Origin of the sequence: Alkalibacillus sp. S2W, assembly GCF_046764385.1 — a bacterium.
Taxonomy (GTDB): Bacteria; Bacillota; Bacilli; order Bacillales; family Alkalibacillaceae; genus Alkalibacillus; species Alkalibacillus almallahensis.
Genome location: NZ_CP177234.1, coordinates 520213 through 536705, shown reverse-complemented (window position 1 = coordinate 536705; position 16493 = coordinate 520213). Strand labels below are relative to the sequence as shown.

The following is a 16493-nucleotide window of genomic DNA, read 5'->3' as shown; positions in this document are numbered from 1 at the left end:
GATTGCAGTGTTGTGTACTTTTTAGTTGCAAACTTCTGTACTTTTATTTTGCATTACACAGTAAGCGCCAAATGCAGATGTAAACATATTCTCTGCGTCAAAAAAATCCGATGTTGAGTTAGCCGTAATGGCTATTAAAATCATTATTAATGTTACAGCACCAAATAGAATGAAAGTCGATTTCTTTTTATATAATTTGAAAAGTTCTTGTCTGATCAATATACCCATGTAATTTCTCCCGTCTTAAATGCTTTTTTACATTTTTTATTTTAATTCCGTAAGATTTCCCATTATTTTAAATTAAGCTGTTTATGAATTATGGGAACATTCCTATTCTACTTCTCGCCGCTGGAAGATCTCTTTTCGTCTAAAATTTGTAAAAATGCCGTTTCTAAATCACCGTCTTCGGCATCTTTTTTAATCTCTTCCACAGTCGTTTCTGAAATAATTTCGCCATTATTTAAAATTAAAAGTGTGTTGGTCACCTTCTCTAATTCACTTAAAATATGGCTTGAAATGAAGAATGAAACCCCTTCATCCGCACGTTTTAAAATGGCATTACGTACATCACGAATGGCTTGAGGGTCGAGTCCGTTCATTGGCTCATCTAAAAAAATCATTTTAGGATGATTTAAGAAGGATAGAGCAACGCCTAATTTCTGTTTCATTCCCAATGAATAAGTTTTAGCCTTTTTATGTATATACTCAGACATATTCAAATCATTGATTATTTGATTGATTTCCTCACTATCACTTCCTTCATGAAACAATTTTAGGTTGTCATAACCCGTTAAAAAGGGATATATTCCAGGTTGTTCAATCAAAGCACCTATTTTAATAGAAGAATGATTTAAATTAGGAACTTCCTTACCTTCGACTCTCATAACACCACTTTGATAGTCTGTTAAACCCAAAAGCACATTCATCAGCGTTGTTTTTCCGGCGCCATTCTCTCCGATCAACCCAATGATTTCTCCCTGTCCCAAAGAAAGATTAATATTCTTTAAGAGTTCCTTCCCTCTAATTTTCTTATTAATATCCTCGGCTATTAAAATTGTCACATTAAAACTCCTCTGCTTTTTGATTAATTAATAGACATTATAAGTCGATCAATAATGGTGGACTTCCATTTACTTTAGGTAGTCCTAAATTTTTATAACCTCATTAGTGACTTACTTAATCTAACTGTATCATAATATTGTTAATTTTAGGATATAATTTCTAAAATTTTAAAATCATTAATTGTGACTTTTTTAATTGATATTGGATGCATTCTAACACCAGACTCTTGGTCTCTACGTCGACGGTAGGAAAGCGCCTTTTGCTGAGAAGAAATCCTTCTCCACATTTTCCTAAAGTACGACAATCGAACAAGTGCCTATCCTTTTGCTGTTAGTGATTCTGATTTAACAAAAAAGCTTCAACAATTTTATTATAGATTTCAGGCTGATCCAGATGCACAACATGACCTGCGAAAGGAATGATTGACACATGAATATTTCTATTCATTTTAGGATATTTAATCACTCCAATAGTTTCATGTTCATTCTGTTCACCGACTATAAATAAAACGGGCATCTCGAGCGAAGCCAAATCTTTTGTCTCTTCAAATGGATACCAATCTTCACCTAGGATGGAATCTAGCAATTCTCTCCAGTCACCGTCATGAATATTATCAAAATAAGCAACAGCTTCTGGATTCTCTAACATTTTTGCTATATTTTCTGATTCTTCCTTATCCATTTCATCCCAATCAGTTGGTTTTTCTGGAATAATGCCAGATAACGTTAAACTCTTTACTCTCTCTGGATGATTTTTAGCAACTACTAATCCAACGAGTGCTCCTATAGAACATCCGACAATATGAGCAGAATGAATACCTAAGTTTTCGAGGGTTTCGGCTAAATCTCTCGCAGAGTCATGAAAATAATTAGTTAGATTCTGCGATACAGATTTTCCATGCCCTCGTAAATCTGGTAGGATGACCTTATATTTTTGTTTAAAATAATCTTTTTGCACATCAAGCTCCGTTTTTCCTGTTTGCAAACCTGTATGGAGAAAAACAACCTCTTCCCCTGTTCCGGATACTTCTGTATGTAAAATCATAAGAAAACATTCTCCTTTCAGTATTGAATTACCATAAACCTTACTTAGTCCATTTCATCACACAAAAAATTTGCATCTCCTTGCTATATCAAATTCTTTACTTTTAGAGAAGATTAACCATTGTCTATATTGGATTTCAGCTTATCAATCCAAGTTTCCTACGAATTTTACTCATTCGCTTCACCTTACATATGAATTAGAAAAATAACGGCTTCACTGTTCCGTTAACCTGCCAAGTAAATTGAGTCATGCTCTATTCTACTTTACCGAATTAATACCAATAATCATCACTTCAAGTCAAAGTGAATATGATTGTGAAAAAAGTCACCGGAAAAATGATTAGACCTATCTTATCCCAAATCGTAATCTTAGTAAGCTTAGATGATTTAGCCAATAAAGGTAACACGATCATTCCCAATACACTAACTAGAAAGATTCCGACTGAAAAAAACGTATAACTCATCCCTTCGAATCCCCTTACAAAGAAAAAACCATAAATTACAACAACAAATGCCGTGAAAAATGTCAGCAATGGGGCTAAGTAATACTGCTCCTTAAATTTCGAAATGATAAAAAAGAAACCATAAACTAACAAACCTAGCATTAAGCCAGCTACAAGTAAAAAATACAACCAATCCTCTCCTTCATTCCTAGTTTTCAACATTTAACAGGAAATTCCTTTTTAAATGTCTAATTATGACTAGAGAGCCAATACAAATTACATAAGAAAATTTTCTTCTGGATATGCCTTATTAATAAACTCTAAACTAGATTCAACAGATTTCTACAAACAAGATTAAACAGTCACCCAAAATACACGCCTTTTCTATATACTTAATATAAGTGGTGCGATTAGGAGCGAACCGTTTAATGGATTACATGGAAGCTGGTTCGAGATGGCATACATCGGGTATTTAATTAGTAAAACGAAGTGTTCCCTTAATTACTTAATCAATTTGAAAGGATAGATGTATGATAAAATGACGTAGTTGCTTATCTTGAAAATGAGGGTTACCAGGAAGAGGAATTTAGTGAAATTTCTGTACACAGATCCAAACCGAGCATAACTGCTAGTGTTATTTTTAGAGAAGAACCAGATAAAGTTTACTTTTACATGTATGACAATGGAATGCGTTTATTTCTTTTATAACATAGGAATAATCATATTTGATTCATATAAAATATTTCACACTGTCTAGACTGAGTTATGTTAGAATACGTTTTTACAATAACTTTCTTACTTATTATTGCTCACTACATAATGAAAAAGCGCCCAAGAACGTGAAATTATTTATAATGCAAAATTTATAAAGGAAGTGGGTGTTCTTTTAGATGCAAGCCCTTTTGGTAGTCATATCTGCTATGCTGTCTATACTCAGTATTCTGCCATGGATGCTGGCTAAACTTGATTATGAATTTTTTAGTTTAGTAACATTAGGTCTCAAAGGCCCAGTGGGACTATCACTCCCCTTAATTTATGCTGGTATAAGTTTGATATTGACTTTTTTCTTGAAACAGGGGAATGCGAAAATTACTCTACTAATTTGCAGTTCTGTATTTTTTGTTTGGAATCTAACTTTTATATTGATAGCGATCATATTACCATGAAAATAAAACGTTTTAACTAAAAACATTGCTTGAATATAAACATATGACGAGAAGTCTGAAAAACGGGATCAAAAGCGAGGCAAAATAACTTAAGTAGTTCAGTTTTGGAGTAGAAATAATAAAAATTTATTATTAAATGAGCATTGAATTACATAGTAATTTGATGTTCATTTTTCATTGTATATCAATGTTCACTTGTATTTCGAGTTGATATTCCCACGGTAAATACAGCCAAATTAGTAAAGTCAAAATATTTAATGAAAACCTACAAAAAAAAGGGCAAATTCCTTATCGAAAATCGCTCACTTTTCCTCAAGTACTGCCACCATTTGGCACATGAACGTTAACAAGTTTTTTTATAATAAATAAGCGTTGCATGATCGTTTAACTTTTTACTAACTCCTGTTTTGTTATAGCCCATTTTTTCATATAAATAACAATTTCTTTGATCTTCTAAAATTGTAGCTAACTCCCAAGTGATCGCTTGGGGGTACAAGTTTTCAATTGAAGTTATAGCCTTCTGAGCTACACCTTTCCCTTGATAAGAAGGTAGAATAAACATCGGGCTTATCCAGAATTGTAAGTTTTCCTTCCATAAAATGCAGATAGCACCTACAAGTTTATTATCAGTTAATATCTTATAAAGAACACCATTAGGATTATTTATTCTCGTAATCACTCTTTCGACAGTTTCATTTGCTGGGTTAGTTTCATAATCTTTATACTTATGCAAAAGTGGCACAAAAGCTTTAACTTGAATGTCAAAAATAGATTGTGCATCTTTATCAGTTGCTTTCTCTAACCTTACCTCCATAACCACATCCACTTATTCAATTTAGTTATTTATTTCAGTCTACAATTTAATATACAAATAGCAGTCCAATTAAGGGGTGTAACCGTCAAGTAGAATTAAACAATTTTCCACAAATAAGATTAAACAGTCTAACTAACTGACGAGTGTTCATTTACTCCTCGAAAATAGATTGTCGATACTTCATACGAATACTTTCGGCCTCCTCGCTAAATGTAATCACTTCACTTCTGTGAAGCAATCGATCCAATATCGCTGTTGTAAATGTGGAATCGCCTAAGAATTTTCCCCAATCACCCGGTCCTTTATTAGACGTCAGAATAAACGCAGCCTTATCATACTTATCATAAATAAACTGAAAAAACAGATTGGCTTCTTGTGACTCGTAAGTCATATACATGACATCATCAATAATGATTAGGTCAGAATCCATAATACGTTTGTAACGTGTTTTGGATTTTTTGATATAGTCACGTGTTTTTAAAACATACATGAGATGGTTCATCGAGATAAACGAGACTTGATAACCTTGTTCGACAGCGTGAACACCCAATGCAATAGATAAATGCGATTTCCCAGCTCCGGTTGGGCCCATCATCATAATCGTAAAACATTGTTCAACCCAGTTTAGTTCTTTTAAAATGTTGAGTTGTTTGTCGCCAATCGCTGATTGCTCTTGAAGATTATACTGATCAAAGGTCATATGCTCAGGAAATTCAGCCCATTTCATCAAACGTTCAATATTTTTCTGTTCACGACAAGCCATTTCATACGTCAGAACCTTATCCATTAATTCATAATAAGTCCAACCGGACAATTCAGCTTCCCTTAGTAATTCAGGTAACGCTTTGGCTGTTTCTGCTAGCCGAAGGGTACGACACATATCTTGTAACGATTTATAGGCCTCGCTCATGATAGCCCACCTCCTGATAAGAGATGCGTATAAATATCACTCGGTCGTTCCGGAACCTCATAGTGATCATATGCTGAATGAGATTCGCCGTGAACGGGTTGCTTCTGTTGGGCTTGCACAGACAATGAGTGTGCAATGTCTCTGAAGTCATTCCCGCTTGTTAAATTTAAGTGCTTCATTTGACTTAGAGCCTGATTAATATAATTCGGATATTGCCGAACCGCTTGGTTCACCACCCTTAATTGATCAACGATATGACGCGGATATCGTTCATCAAGACATTGAACCAACCACTGAAATGCCTCTTCATCATGAAACAGATCGCTTAATTGTTGAACGAGTCGATCACGTTTAGATGTTTGATTGTCACGATGCGCTGGATCAGAGATGACTAAGCCCTTGCCATCAGACAATGCATGCTGGGCTAAAATACTGCCATCGGGTTTTAACCGAATATATAACCAACCCGAACGGGTTTCAATATACGCCAGATTAGGTGATTCAGCGTGATAAGTGCCACGTGGAACACTATAGCGATTACCTTCAAATCGAATCACATTGTCCTTTTGAATAATCCTTGTTATACTATCATGAGTAACATCATTCATGATGTTGTGCGTTGAGACCTTCTGTAAATGCGGCTTTTCCAGGGCGTGCATATCGGAAGGTCTCTTTTTTGTATTGTGATGAACTTTGTGATTCCCTGTCCTCTCAAGCCAAGATAAGCATGATGCGTTCCATGTCTTGATATCATGGAACGTGCGATTGTGACTAAAATTTACTTTGACAAATTTAACGGTTTGTTCCACTTTCCCTTTCGTTTCAGGATCACTTTTTCGACATAAATAAATCTTAAACCCTTTCGAATCTTGGTAGGCCGAAAAAATCGACGTTAAAATCAGATCACCTGCATTCTCACTCACAGCGAGTAACGCATCTTGATCATAGACCATTTCAGTGGGCATACCTCCGAAATAATGAAAGGCATGATCATGCATTCGAATAACATCTGCTGTACGAAATGGCCGATCCAACCATTCAACATATTTAAAACGTGAATGCGATAATAGAAAGGCTATAAAATATAATCGGACGCTTCGTCCGTCCTTGTCCTGAACCACATCATAACCAAAATCGACTTGCCCTTGTTGTCCCATGGGTAACTCAGGAACAGATACGTAGGGGCGTTGAGCTGTTTGTTTAGGAATATGATAATGGTCACGCATGTCATTCACATAATTCCTAACAGTATTTTCTGCGATATCTGATATGTCTAACGTTTCTTGTAACCAATCCACGATTTGAGCAGCCGTTAAATCGTGATGCATTTTTAACCATTCAAGTATCTGTTGGTGATAAGGATCCAATTTCTTAGATCGCGTTTTTAATGTGTGCGTATATACCTCCATTTCTTCGAATGACCTATTCAAACAATCAATCACCCGGTTACGCGATATCTGTAACTTGCGAGCTATCGCACTTTTAGAAAATCCTTCCTGATACAAACGATGAATCTCCATGTAATCCATTAAACGGTTCACTCCTAATCGCCTCACTTTCTATAAAACTTACATTAAGTATATAGAAAAGGCGTGTATTTTTGGTGACCTGTTTAATCTTATTTGTAGAAATCTGTTGATTTCTATTTGTGGAAAACTGTTGAATCTAGTTTAGCGTTTACAAGGGGGGCAAATTGCAATTTTCACTCCAAAACTAAACTACTTATCAAATAGCTAAGTCCTTTTCTATTTATCCCGGAAAAATTACGTTCTTTATCGTTTTAATGGTCAAAACTAGTATCTTATCATTCATCAACCTGAGTAAAGTCACGGACTTTAAACGCACCATCGATAAAGTCTAAAGTCAATTCAGTTAATTGAGTGCTACCGTTGCGGAAATTAAATTCGTAATAAATAGTTGTCGCAAAAAGTTCTTCTTGGCTATTTTCTTCCTTGTCGCTGTATGCAATAGCTTCATCTATATTAACCGTTTCAAGCTCTTGATCTTCAATAGCTTGAGATGAGGCTTCATTCAAATGTTTTCCAATTTGTTCATACGCCTCTTCCTTCGTTTCGGTGTCATTGGCATATGAATTTAAATACATCTCAATCGATTCTTCGCTAATATAATCAGCAGCAATCATCTGACCTTCTTGTTCTATAAACAAACTGAGGATTGTTTTTTGTAATTCGTCTAATGCTTTTAGCTGTTCATCATTAAGAAAATCACGGTATTTGTCTTCTACTTCATGATCGTAAGTTAATGTCTCAAACTTATCATGTTCAGTGTTTTGTGATTCACTTACTTGCTCATTAGTCATTTCGCTCGTTTCACCTGTATCATTTGTACAAGCAAACAATAAAGATGCACTAGTCATGAGGAAAAAATTACAAACAGTTGTTTCATGCATTTATTCCCTCCCATTCAGTGGGCAATAGCATTTTGAGAAAAAGTTTACTCTAATTGATTAGTTACCAATAAAAGTAGCGTTAGGTGATTGAACTGACAGTGGTATGTCAACACTAAACTAGACAAAAACGTTAAGGTCTTTCGACTTGAATTCGGTAGGTGTTAAGTAATCCAGTGAACCATGGATGCGAATGTGATTGAACCAGTTCACAAAATCAAATAATTCAAGGTCAAGTTCTTGTTGGTTAATAAAATGGGAACCCCTAACAAACTCTATTTTGATGGCTTTAAACGTGGCTTCAGCAACAGCATTGTCATACGGATTACCTTTGTTGCTCAGGGATCGTTCAATATCGAACGAATTAAGAGCCTCATCAATGATCGTGTTTTTAAATTCGCTTCCCCGGTCCGTGTGAAACAATTGAAATTGACGAAGATCTTTTTGAACAGATGCAAATGCACGGTGAACTAACCCCGCATCCTTATGGGGGCCAGCACTATGTCCAATAATCTCACGATTATATAAATCGATAAGCACACAAATATAATGCCAGCTATGCCCAACACGAACATAGGTTAAGTCGCTTACCATCACTTTATGTGGTTCGGATTGATCAAACTCACGGTTCAATGAGTTGCCAATCTCAGATTCATTAGCTTGGGATTTCATGGGTTTAAATTGAGCAACCGTATACTTAGATACTAAACCTTGTTCTTTCATAATCCGTCCGATGCGACGTCGAGAGACGGTCCACCCTAATTTAGCGAGTTCAACTTTAATTTTTCGTTGACCATAGTTTTGTCGGCTATCTTTAAATAGTTGAACAATCTGTTCTACGAGTTCGTTCTCGGTGTTCTCACGAGCTTTAGATTCATAATAGTACGTACTTTTAGGAATTTGTAGGACGTCACACATTGCTGATACCGAGTATTTGTGACGGTTTTGACGAATCACATCTACTTTCGTCCCATAATCAGCGCGGCTTGCTTTAAAATATCATTTTCCATAGCCAGTTGTTGATTTTTATTGCGTAGTTGTATAAGTTCTTCCTGTTCAGGTGTCCGATTGTCTTTTTCTTCAAAGGACCCGCTATCACGGTATTGCTTGACCCACCTATCGAAGGTGGAAGACGTTAATTCGTATTCTTTAATAATATCAGCACGAGGTTTTCCTGACGTATAAAGCTGTACTAATTGTTCTTTGAATTCCTTTGAAAACGATCTTCTTTGACGTTTGGTCATATGTTTTCTCCTCAGTTTTTATATTTGAACCAAGTGTATATGACCTTAGTGAAACTGTCCAATTAAGTGTAACCGGTCCACTTTCAGGATCAGGGAAGGGTTCCTCTATACCTTCTGGAAGGTAATAGTAGGGTCCTACAATATCATCCTCAACCTCTCCATTAGGTTTTAAAATGTGGTAAACTTTTCTTCCATCATGCTGAATTTTTCCCTTTCCATTAATATTCCCGTACCTATAATACAAAATATTGGAGTTTTTATATCTTTTATCTGACAGTATATAAGGACCTCTATGCCCCACCAAGAGCTGATAAAGTTCCTCTATAACTCTTTTAAAGTCTTCTACCCCATCGGGATAAACAGTGATAAATTTTCCGGATGAAGATCGTCCCCAAACCTTTGAATTTAACAACCTTAAAAGCCTTTTGTCTTTTAAAAATTTAAATCCAATATCGTTATAGATGCAGTAAGAAGCAACCTTTTTCAGAACATCCTCTGCTTCTCCTTCAATTGATGAAATATGTATCTTCCAATCACTGACTCTATCACGAACAAAAGAAGAATTAATAAAATAAAAATAACCATTTTCACTCAACTTAACCTTGGGTTGTAAGGAATTAACTATCACCTTAAAATCATCTGAACTCTTATAATCGTTTAAGCTAATCAAAAATGGTTGTTTAGAAAGCACCAACGATGCAGTATCAATTGAATAATTCATCAAGTCCCCCCTTTTTTTCCTTTTTAAGTATTTGTTAGTGATGAATGTTACATAACTAGCCGATCCATTTAGAATCGGCTAGTTATTATAATTATGATTTATCCGTACAGTGATTTGTTACTGCTCTTGATACCTCGGTTTTTTTTGCTTTCATTTGTAGTTCAAGCACTTTATTCATATGGATCCCCCCTTTTACTTCAGGAAAATATATTAAATAACGCTCCTGAGTAAGTAGAATGTTACCATAAAAGTAAAATAATTCAATAGGTTTAGCGATAAATTTTCACAAAATTACAATTTTTCTTAATAAACGTAATATTAACAGACTATTATCAGAAAATTAATAGATACAAAGAACTATATTCTAAATTTTTACTTAAAAGTATTTTGTTATACTTTCCATGAATTTTTCTTTACTAAAAAATGATATAATTACTCAAACACAATTTATTATGTATCTTTTGAAAATAATTGGGGGGATAAAATATGGAGGAACAGCAAATAAAAATTGACTCAAGTGTTATGAATACGTGGATTGATTGCATCGCAACTGAATTTGACTTGTTTTTCTTTTCTTCAGCTAACGAATCATTAATAAAGCAATTAGGTTCAAGTGCATTAATAATGAATTATAATAATTTTCTCCAATCAGAATTCCACAATAAAGACACCGTTAATTTTTACGAGACTTGGAACCTAAAAGAAGGAATAGAAAAGGTTTGCATAGTACATCTAGACATTTTTCCAACATTACCAAAAAATATAAGGAAGTATATAATTGAGGAACAAATTAAACTTAATAGGGGTTTAATTTTTAATTGGAACTTTGTAAAGGAACTATTGAGGAAAGTTCCAGAAGAAAAAGTTCGAACAAAAACCCATAAGCTTCTATCGAAATACACTCTAAATTATAATGATGAAAAGTTTTTATTAATTCATGCAAAACTCTGGGAAGAATTACATTATAATTTTAAATACCATTTAATATTGCGATTATCAAAAGAATATATTAGCAATTTTACTGCTAGTAAAAAAACCTATAAATTGCTGGCTAATAAATATCCACACATCTCTTCATACTTTAACTCTTACCCAGAGAAGAACGGTGCGAATTGTTTTGCAGCCACTCTAGCAGCAATTTCTGGAGCTCAAGCGCAGACAGATTGGCTGATATATAATTGGGTAGATTTTACAACCTTTCACAACGGAATTGAATTAAACCAATACAAAAAAGTCTCAATATCATTTAAAGAATTAGAAGCAGAAGATTTAATTATTTGGATGAATAAAGATGGAGTAACCCTACATGCTACCTTCCATTTGGGATATAATTATTTTTTCAATAAAAATGGTCAATCTTTTATACTACCTTGGGAAATAATTTCTTTAGAAGAACTATTAACTATGTGGGGTAAGGATAATATTATGATTTATAGAAAACAATGAGACTTTTTAAATTTTCTTACCTACACATCATTACTTGCTGAAGCACAAGTCAACCGAGAAAATTTTAATGGAAAGATTAGGACACTCTGATGACCAAACCTCTTAAATTATATACTTACACGTAACACAAGAAATGAAAAAAGAGGCTTCTCAAAAGTTTTATCAACTAATGAGAAACCTCTTTTATATACCTGATGTTAACATTTTGTTATCAGATAACTCTAAAACCCGTTTTTGCAAGGGATAAGGTTTTATACACTAACGCGTTCGAATGGTATTTTAAGTAATTAAATTTACATTTAGTATGTCAACACAATACTTGAGAAAGAACCGTTACATTTTTTGTCTAGTTTTGTGTTGACTGATATAACAAATCCTGATGATAAAATACAATAGTTTACTTTATTAAGCTACCTTCAAAATTCTATTCTAGATGAGAAGAAGGAAAATTATACTTTAGTAGAGAAGGGGTTATTTACAGATTTTCAATTAGAAAAGGAGTGAGATCCTATGAAATATATAGTGGACAGAAGTTATGCATATGAGCTTATTGATTGGGCATATAACCAAAACCCAGGACCATGGTTTAAACATTCGGTGAACGTCGCAAAAGCGACTGAATTTATTTTAATTGAATTAAACAAAAATGGACATAATTTTGATGTTGATTTAGGTTACAATGCCGCTCTCTTACACGATATAGGTCGGTATAAAGGATTTACCAAATCTGTTATTCATTCATTCGATGGCTACATATTTTTCAAAGAATTAGGCTTTACTGGCAATGCAATTGTTTGTGTTACTCATTCATTTCCTTGCATGAATGAACATATAGAAGAAGCAGCTGATTGGAGCCTTGTCCCTGAACATATGAAGTTAAAGTTGGTTGAGATTCTTAATGAGAACAGTACATATGATATTTATAATAAAGTAATCACTTTGTGCGATGCTCTTGCTGATTCCGAGGGATTTACTACACTTGAGAAAAGATTAATATCGGTTGGTTTACGGCATGGAACAACTATACACACTCCGCATCACTGGAAAGGATTTTACAAAATTAAAAATGAACTTGAAGGGCTACTCAATAAAAGCATATACAAACTTCTCCCAGGTGTAGAAGATTCAATATATACCAGTATAGATCATTAATTATTTAAAGCAGTTTTTAATTCTTATTTATATTATTTTGATAAAGGGTGTTTAGTTATTAAAGCAATTATTTTTGATTTTGATGGTACACTTGCTGATACTTTGTCAGTTTGTTTTTATGCATTTCAAACTGTATTTAAGGACTTTGACAACAAAGAGGTTACTCCAGATGAGATAAAGGCTATGTTTGGTCCATCTGAGACTGAAATCATTAGAGAAAATCTTATGGATACAAATCATGACAAAGCAATTGAATTATATTATGAAAAGTATAGTGAAAAACACCAAGAGCTTGTTCCTGAGAATGATGAGATTAACGATTTACTCCTGTTTTTGAAAAGTGAAGGCTATAAATTGGGGATTGTAACAGGAAAAGCAAGCAGAAGTTTATTTATCTCTTTAGATTGCCTTAATATGAAAAACATATTTGATGTGATAATCACTGGTGATGATGTTTCTATACCTAAGCCTCATTCAGAAGGATTGAAGAAGGCAGTGGCACAGCTTAATATAGATAACACCGATGCTATTTTTTAGGAGATAGTGACGCTGATATTTTGGCTGGTAAACAAGCTAACATACATACTATCGGAGTACAGTGGTTACCGAACTATCAGACATTAGAGTTTGGTGTTCAACCAGATCAAATGTTAAGTAACATAAATGAATTCATACAAGCGCTAAAAAATTACAGGTGTGAACAACGGTAAAGGTATGTAAATAAATTAGATTTATTCAAGTAACGAGGGGGTTAGTTGAATAGTTTTCTGCAATAGAAATCAACCATTCTTTGTCTTTTTCATTTTTTGTGAATAGATATTTATAACTTTGCTTGTCGGAACTTCTCCACTTTAATACATAATCTTTATCTTTTGAAATCCAAACCATATCAGCTATTTTATCGTTTTCAATCTTCTCCGAAGGTCTATTATCAAACCATGATGATGCAATCATAAACGTAATGCTATGACTTTCCTTTTCGTAAAACACTTTAGTTTCTGGGTGTGTAAAGCCATCATGATCATACGTTATTTTTTTAATTACATATCCCTTTGGCATTGCAGGCGTTTTAAATTCACCAATTTCTTGTTCTGCATCTTCCTTCTTTTCAAATGTAAGATGTTGATCCCCGCTACATGCACCGAAAATAACAAATGAAAATAACAGTAGTATTTTAATTACCTTCACTTTATCCCCCACTTCCGGTTCTCACCTCTCCTTCAATTCTACTCTCTAGTTAGTTGAACGACGTTCTTTAAGTTATTTTACTATGTAAGTTATTATCATAAAAATTCCTCAAATATTTATACAATTCACTTATCAAGTTACCATACATTTTCATACGCAAAAAGTAGTTCAATTAAGGATGCAAAATTACAACTTTGCACCACAAAACTGAACTACTTAACTTTAGGATTTCTTGCTTTTTTCTTACTTTTGCTTGCTTATTAGGCTATAAACTTTAATTTGTAAGGGTTTATACACTTTCCTTACATCATGCCTGGCATAAAATACACGCTTGTAACATCAAGGACAACAACCGAAAAATGTTGATATGGCAGCATTCAGTCAGTCAATTGATGTAACATCATTCCGTTGAAATATGTACCTTTTATCTGCCTTTCTTACTTTTATCTTACTCCAAACAACTAGCTAAGATTATTTAAATTAATCGATAATTAAACAATCAACTTTAACACCATTTCTGTATTTTATACACATGAGATGGGTGTCTTAATTATCTTAATTAGCCTTCAAACCAGGCATGCCAAGCCTGAAAATTAAGAATCAGTTTTTCATAATTGGTCTTAAATAGTAATTAGTAACTTTAATAGAAGGTATTGAAATACTCAAAAGAAGACTCCATAACCATAATTCATATCAATCCTTTTTTGTGAAAAACCAAACACCTAATCCAGTAACTCCTGCTACAATTAAATAGCCCATAAAATTATTTTCGTTTCCACTTGAGCTACTACCGTTGTAATTTTGATCGTTATAATTCGAACTACTCCCATTATGATAATGATACTCACCATATTCATAGCCATATTTTTCACAGTCAGTTCGACAGTGATGACCCCCGTTTGAGTCTGTGCCTCCACTATGTGCAAACACACTAACAGGGAATAGCAAAATAATACTCATCGTTAAAATGATTAAAAACTTATTATTCAAAAGAATCCTCCTTACTCTTTTATATCGCCCTAGAAACGGACTATCCGCTATTAAACGCTAACTTAAGCAATTATGTATCCCACGGCCTTAAAATGTTTATCGTTACGAACTCATATTGTATTTACTAAAATAGGTTTGCTATTAAGTTTACACCCAAAACATTAATGACTGAAAAAACGAACTGACGTAACTAAACATATTTTGAAAGAACCCTTTGTTGTCAGTATTCTCTTCATTGTCGCTTTTTTGACTATCTTGTTCTTTCTTTTGCTCAGTATCATTTGTCGCAACATTATCTCGTATCGGTTGATAGTTATTGCTATTATCGTGTTCTTTCAAATCAATTTTATCTTCTTCGTTGTCGGTGTCACCTTTTTTATTTTAAGGTTCGTTTTTTTGTTCATCTGCATCGTTTGAATTGTTGCTCTCAGCGGATTTATCAGCTTCGTTGTTTGACGTTTGATTTGAATTAGTTTCATTTGTTGTGTTGTTATCGTCTTTTTGCTTTTCTTTGTCATTCGAATCTTTATTTGTATCTTTTTCCTGTGATGACTCATTGTTATTGGCAGATTCTTTTTCTGAACTTTTGTCTGATTCTTGTTCAGTATCATTGGTTCTATCTGTTTGAGTATCTTCTTGTTTGTTTGATTCATCTTTAGAACTCGAATCTGAGTCTTGTTCAGAATTGCTGTCATCATTGGAGTCATTATTATTTGTGTTATTTTGTCTTGGTTCAACAAGGTAAACCGTTAACTTTGCATTAAATTTTCCTGTCGCAAACTCAAAAACTTGGCCATTTTGTGTTACACCAGAAGTCATTGCTCCAAATATATTATATTGGTCAGCGCTAGGTACATGAACACCTTGCACATAACCTTGGCATTTCCCAGTCGGTTGAGCTAAATTACCTTCTGTATTTTTATTAGCATCAATTGTCATTTCGCACTCAACTAATTCCTTTTCTGCCATAGCTGTTGTTGGCAACCCTACAATCAATCCTAGAATTATTCCAATTATCACCACTTTATTAAATCCTTGTTTCATACTTTTATTTCACCTTACTTTTAACAGATTTGAACCCGTAATTAATTATTAAATCTTTTTTTATATATACTTTGAATTTCTTCAATAGAATTTATATTTTTTGTTTGGATATTAGCTGAAATTTCAGGGATAATTGAATCACCATCAAATTTTTGATCAACTTCGTATTCATAGATAAGACAAGGATACCCGGTTAGTTTATTGTAATCTTCTTTTAAAAGTTGGAATAATTCCTTAAAACTGTTTAGAGTTTCTGTATGTTTATCATATATTTCTACTAATAATCGCCCACTGCATTTTCTGTATTTTGGTATGTATATAGGAGTGCTTGCATCTAACTTTTCAGCATATACTTTTTCTTTTTTGGCATTTATTAATGATACTGCATTATGATGCCCCCAATTTCTTGCAGTAGTTACTTTATTAAGTTGTTCTTGCTGTTCTTGTGTAAACCTAACATAATCAATGTTCAAATCTTCACTTTTTTTCTTAACATTCTTTCTATAGTTTCTATATGAACTACCATTCTCTGCATCATCTCCAAATAAGTTCAACAAATCACTTACTGGTCCATCCAATATGTACACATAATTTGCATATGTTTTATAGGAAACAACACGCTTAGGTCTTTTCCTTAGTTGCCTTTCTTCAATAAAGTCCCCTAATTCTCTACACTGTTCCTCTAGTCCATCTAAGGATAGTGAAATACCAATTATTAGATGATTAATATAATAAACAAAATCTTCTTTTGTATTAAACTTATAATTTTTCAAAGACATATTTATCCCGCCTACAAAAGCTTATGTTATTTCGTACTTAGACTATTAAACTCAACTTATAAATTTCACTTTATCTTCTAGTTT

General features: G+C 33.6%; 17 protein-coding genes and 1 pseudogene. 3 read left to right on the top strand and 15 right to left on the bottom strand.

Translation table 11 applies throughout. The features are described 5' to 3' along the window. Positions 1 to 21 precede the first annotated feature (21 nt). From ACKXGF_RS02955 to ACKXGF_RS02910, 10 genes are all read right to left on the bottom strand, one after another. Positions 22 to 228: a hypothetical protein gene (locus ACKXGF_RS02955; protein WP_411954793.1), complete on the bottom strand. Its 207-nt coding sequence runs from the start codon at positions 226 to 228 to the stop codon at positions 22 to 24. Between the two features lie 107 nt (positions 229 to 335). Continuing rightward, positions 336 to 1061, bottom strand: coding sequence for an ABC transporter ATP-binding protein (locus tag ACKXGF_RS02950; RefSeq protein WP_411954792.1), 726 nt, complete (start codon positions 1059 to 1061; stop codon positions 336 to 338). 331 nt (positions 1062 to 1392) lie between these two features. Continuing rightward, entirely contained in the window at positions 1393 to 2106 is a 714-nt protein-coding gene (locus tag ACKXGF_RS02945) for an alpha/beta fold hydrolase (protein WP_411954790.1), read from the bottom strand. Positions 2107 to 2398: 292 nt separating this feature from the next. Continuing rightward, positions 2399 to 2737 (bottom strand): YesK family protein, encoded by a 339-nt coding sequence (locus tag ACKXGF_RS02940; protein ID WP_411954789.1) that lies wholly within the window; start codon positions 2735 to 2737, stop codon positions 2399 to 2401. A 1320-nt stretch (positions 2738 to 4057) separates the two neighbouring features. Further along, entirely contained in the window at positions 4058 to 4528 is a 471-nt protein-coding gene (locus ACKXGF_RS02935) for a GNAT family N-acetyltransferase (RefSeq protein ID WP_411954788.1), read from the bottom strand. A gap of 151 nt (positions 4529 to 4679) precedes the next feature. Next, a complete protein-coding gene (gene istB / locus ACKXGF_RS02930; protein ID WP_411953848.1) occupies positions 4680 to 5438 on the bottom strand; it encodes an IS21-like element helper ATPase IstB in 759 nt (252 codons plus the stop codon). Beyond that, a complete protein-coding gene (gene istA, locus ACKXGF_RS02925; protein WP_411953849.1) occupies positions 5435 to 6967 on the bottom strand; it encodes an IS21 family transposase in 1533 nt (510 codons plus the stop codon). Before istA ends, istB begins: the two co-directional genes overlap by 4 nt. Positions 6968 to 7242: 275 nt before the next feature. Beyond that, a complete protein-coding gene (locus tag ACKXGF_RS02920; protein ID WP_411954787.1) occupies positions 7243 to 7848 on the bottom strand; it encodes a hypothetical protein in 606 nt (201 codons plus the stop codon). 117 nt (positions 7849 to 7965) lie between these two features. Further along, positions 7966 to 9089 (bottom strand): IS3 family transposase gene (locus tag ACKXGF_RS02915; protein ID WP_411954786.1). Its coding sequence is split into 2 segments (ribosomal slippage): positions 7966 to 8840 and positions 8840 to 9089, totalling 1125 coding nucleotides; the frame shifts between segments, so codons are not numbered across the junction. Next, on the bottom strand, positions 9004 to 9810 hold the full coding sequence (locus ACKXGF_RS02910; protein WP_411954785.1) for a hypothetical protein: 807 nt from the start codon (positions 9808 to 9810) through the stop codon (positions 9004 to 9006). The genes ACKXGF_RS02915 and ACKXGF_RS02910 overlap by 86 nt, the downstream gene beginning before the upstream one ends. Positions 9811 to 10296: 486 nt before the next feature. On the opposite strand from ACKXGF_RS02910, the gene ACKXGF_RS02905 reads away from it, so the two are divergent. The 3 genes and pseudogenes from ACKXGF_RS02905 (at position 10297) to ACKXGF_RS02895 (ending at position 13118) form a co-directional block, all read left to right on the top strand. Continuing rightward, positions 10297 to 11256 (top strand): hypothetical protein, encoded by a 960-nt coding sequence (locus ACKXGF_RS02905; RefSeq protein ID WP_411954784.1) that lies wholly within the window; start codon positions 10297 to 10299, stop codon positions 11254 to 11256. Positions 11257 to 11766: 510 nt separating this feature from the next. Beyond that, on the top strand, positions 11767 to 12408 hold the full coding sequence (locus ACKXGF_RS02900; protein WP_411954783.1) for an HD domain-containing protein: 642 nt from the start codon (positions 11767 to 11769) through the stop codon (positions 12406 to 12408). Positions 12409 to 12465: 57 nt separating this feature from the next. Beyond that, positions 12466 to 13118 (top strand): annotated as a pseudogene (locus ACKXGF_RS02895) (HAD family hydrolase). Between the two features lie 25 nt (positions 13119 to 13143). Here ACKXGF_RS02895 and ACKXGF_RS02890 read toward each other — a convergent pair. From ACKXGF_RS02890 to ACKXGF_RS02870, 5 genes are all read right to left on the bottom strand, one after another. Continuing rightward, positions 13144 to 13608, bottom strand: a complete 465-nt coding sequence (locus ACKXGF_RS02890) for a hypothetical protein (protein ID WP_411954782.1) — start codon at positions 13606 to 13608, stop codon at positions 13144 to 13146. Between the two features lie 681 nt (positions 13609 to 14289). Beyond that, positions 14290 to 14586 carry a YHYH domain-containing protein gene (locus ACKXGF_RS02885; protein ID WP_411954781.1) on the bottom strand — a complete coding sequence of 99 codons (297 nt, stop codon included), beginning with the start codon at positions 14584 to 14586 and terminating at the stop codon, positions 14290 to 14292. Between the two features lie 147 nt (positions 14587 to 14733). After that, entirely contained in the window at positions 14734 to 14925 is a 192-nt protein-coding gene (locus ACKXGF_RS02880; RefSeq protein WP_411954780.1) for a hypothetical protein, read from the bottom strand. A 42-nt stretch (positions 14926 to 14967) separates the two neighbouring features. Further along, positions 14968 to 15630 (bottom strand): hypothetical protein, encoded by a 663-nt coding sequence (locus ACKXGF_RS02875; RefSeq protein WP_411954779.1) that lies wholly within the window; start codon positions 15628 to 15630, stop codon positions 14968 to 14970. A 41-nt stretch (positions 15631 to 15671) separates the two neighbouring features. Then, entirely contained in the window at positions 15672 to 16409 is a 738-nt protein-coding gene (locus ACKXGF_RS02870; protein WP_411954778.1) for a hypothetical protein, read from the bottom strand. Positions 16410 to 16493 lie beyond the last annotated feature (84 nt).

What these genes read in the sequence shown, in the direction of transcription:
- istB (WP_411953848.1), bottom strand. Translation starts at nt 5,438, where the DNA reads ATGAGCGAGGCCTATAAATCGTTACAAGATATGTGTCGTACCCTTCGG.
- istA (WP_411953849.1), bottom strand. Translation starts at nt 6,967, where the DNA reads ATGGATTACATGGAGATTCATCGTTTGTATCAGGAAGGATTTTCTAAA.
- ACKXGF_RS02945 (WP_411954790.1), bottom strand. Translation starts at nt 2,106, where the DNA reads ATGATTTTACATACAGAAGTATCCGGAACAGGGGAAGAGGTTGTTTTT.
- ACKXGF_RS02905 (WP_411954784.1), top strand. Translation starts at nt 10,297, where the DNA reads ATGGAGGAACAGCAAATAAAAATTGACTCAAGTGTTATGAATACGTGG.
- ACKXGF_RS02900 (WP_411954783.1), top strand. Translation starts at nt 11,767, where the DNA reads ATGAAATATATAGTGGACAGAAGTTATGCATATGAGCTTATTGATTGG.
- ACKXGF_RS02875 (WP_411954779.1), bottom strand. Translation starts at nt 15,630, where the DNA reads ATGAAACAAGGATTTAATAAAGTGGTGATAATTGGAATAATTCTAGGA.
- ACKXGF_RS02955 (WP_411954793.1), bottom strand. Translation starts at nt 228, where the DNA reads ATGGGTATATTGATCAGACAAGAACTTTTCAAATTATATAAAAAGAAA.
- ACKXGF_RS02920 (WP_411954787.1), bottom strand. Translation starts at nt 7,848, where the DNA reads ATGCATGAAACAACTGTTTGTAATTTTTTCCTCATGACTAGTGCATCT.
- ACKXGF_RS02910 (WP_411954785.1), bottom strand. Translation starts at nt 9,810, where the DNA reads ATGAATTATTCAATTGATACTGCATCGTTGGTGCTTTCTAAACAACCA.
- ACKXGF_RS02935 (WP_411954788.1), bottom strand. Translation starts at nt 4,528, where the DNA reads ATGGAGGTAAGGTTAGAGAAAGCAACTGATAAAGATGCACAATCTATT.
- ACKXGF_RS02870 (WP_411954778.1), bottom strand. Translation starts at nt 16,409, where the DNA reads ATGTCTTTGAAAAATTATAAGTTTAATACAAAAGAAGATTTTGTTTAT.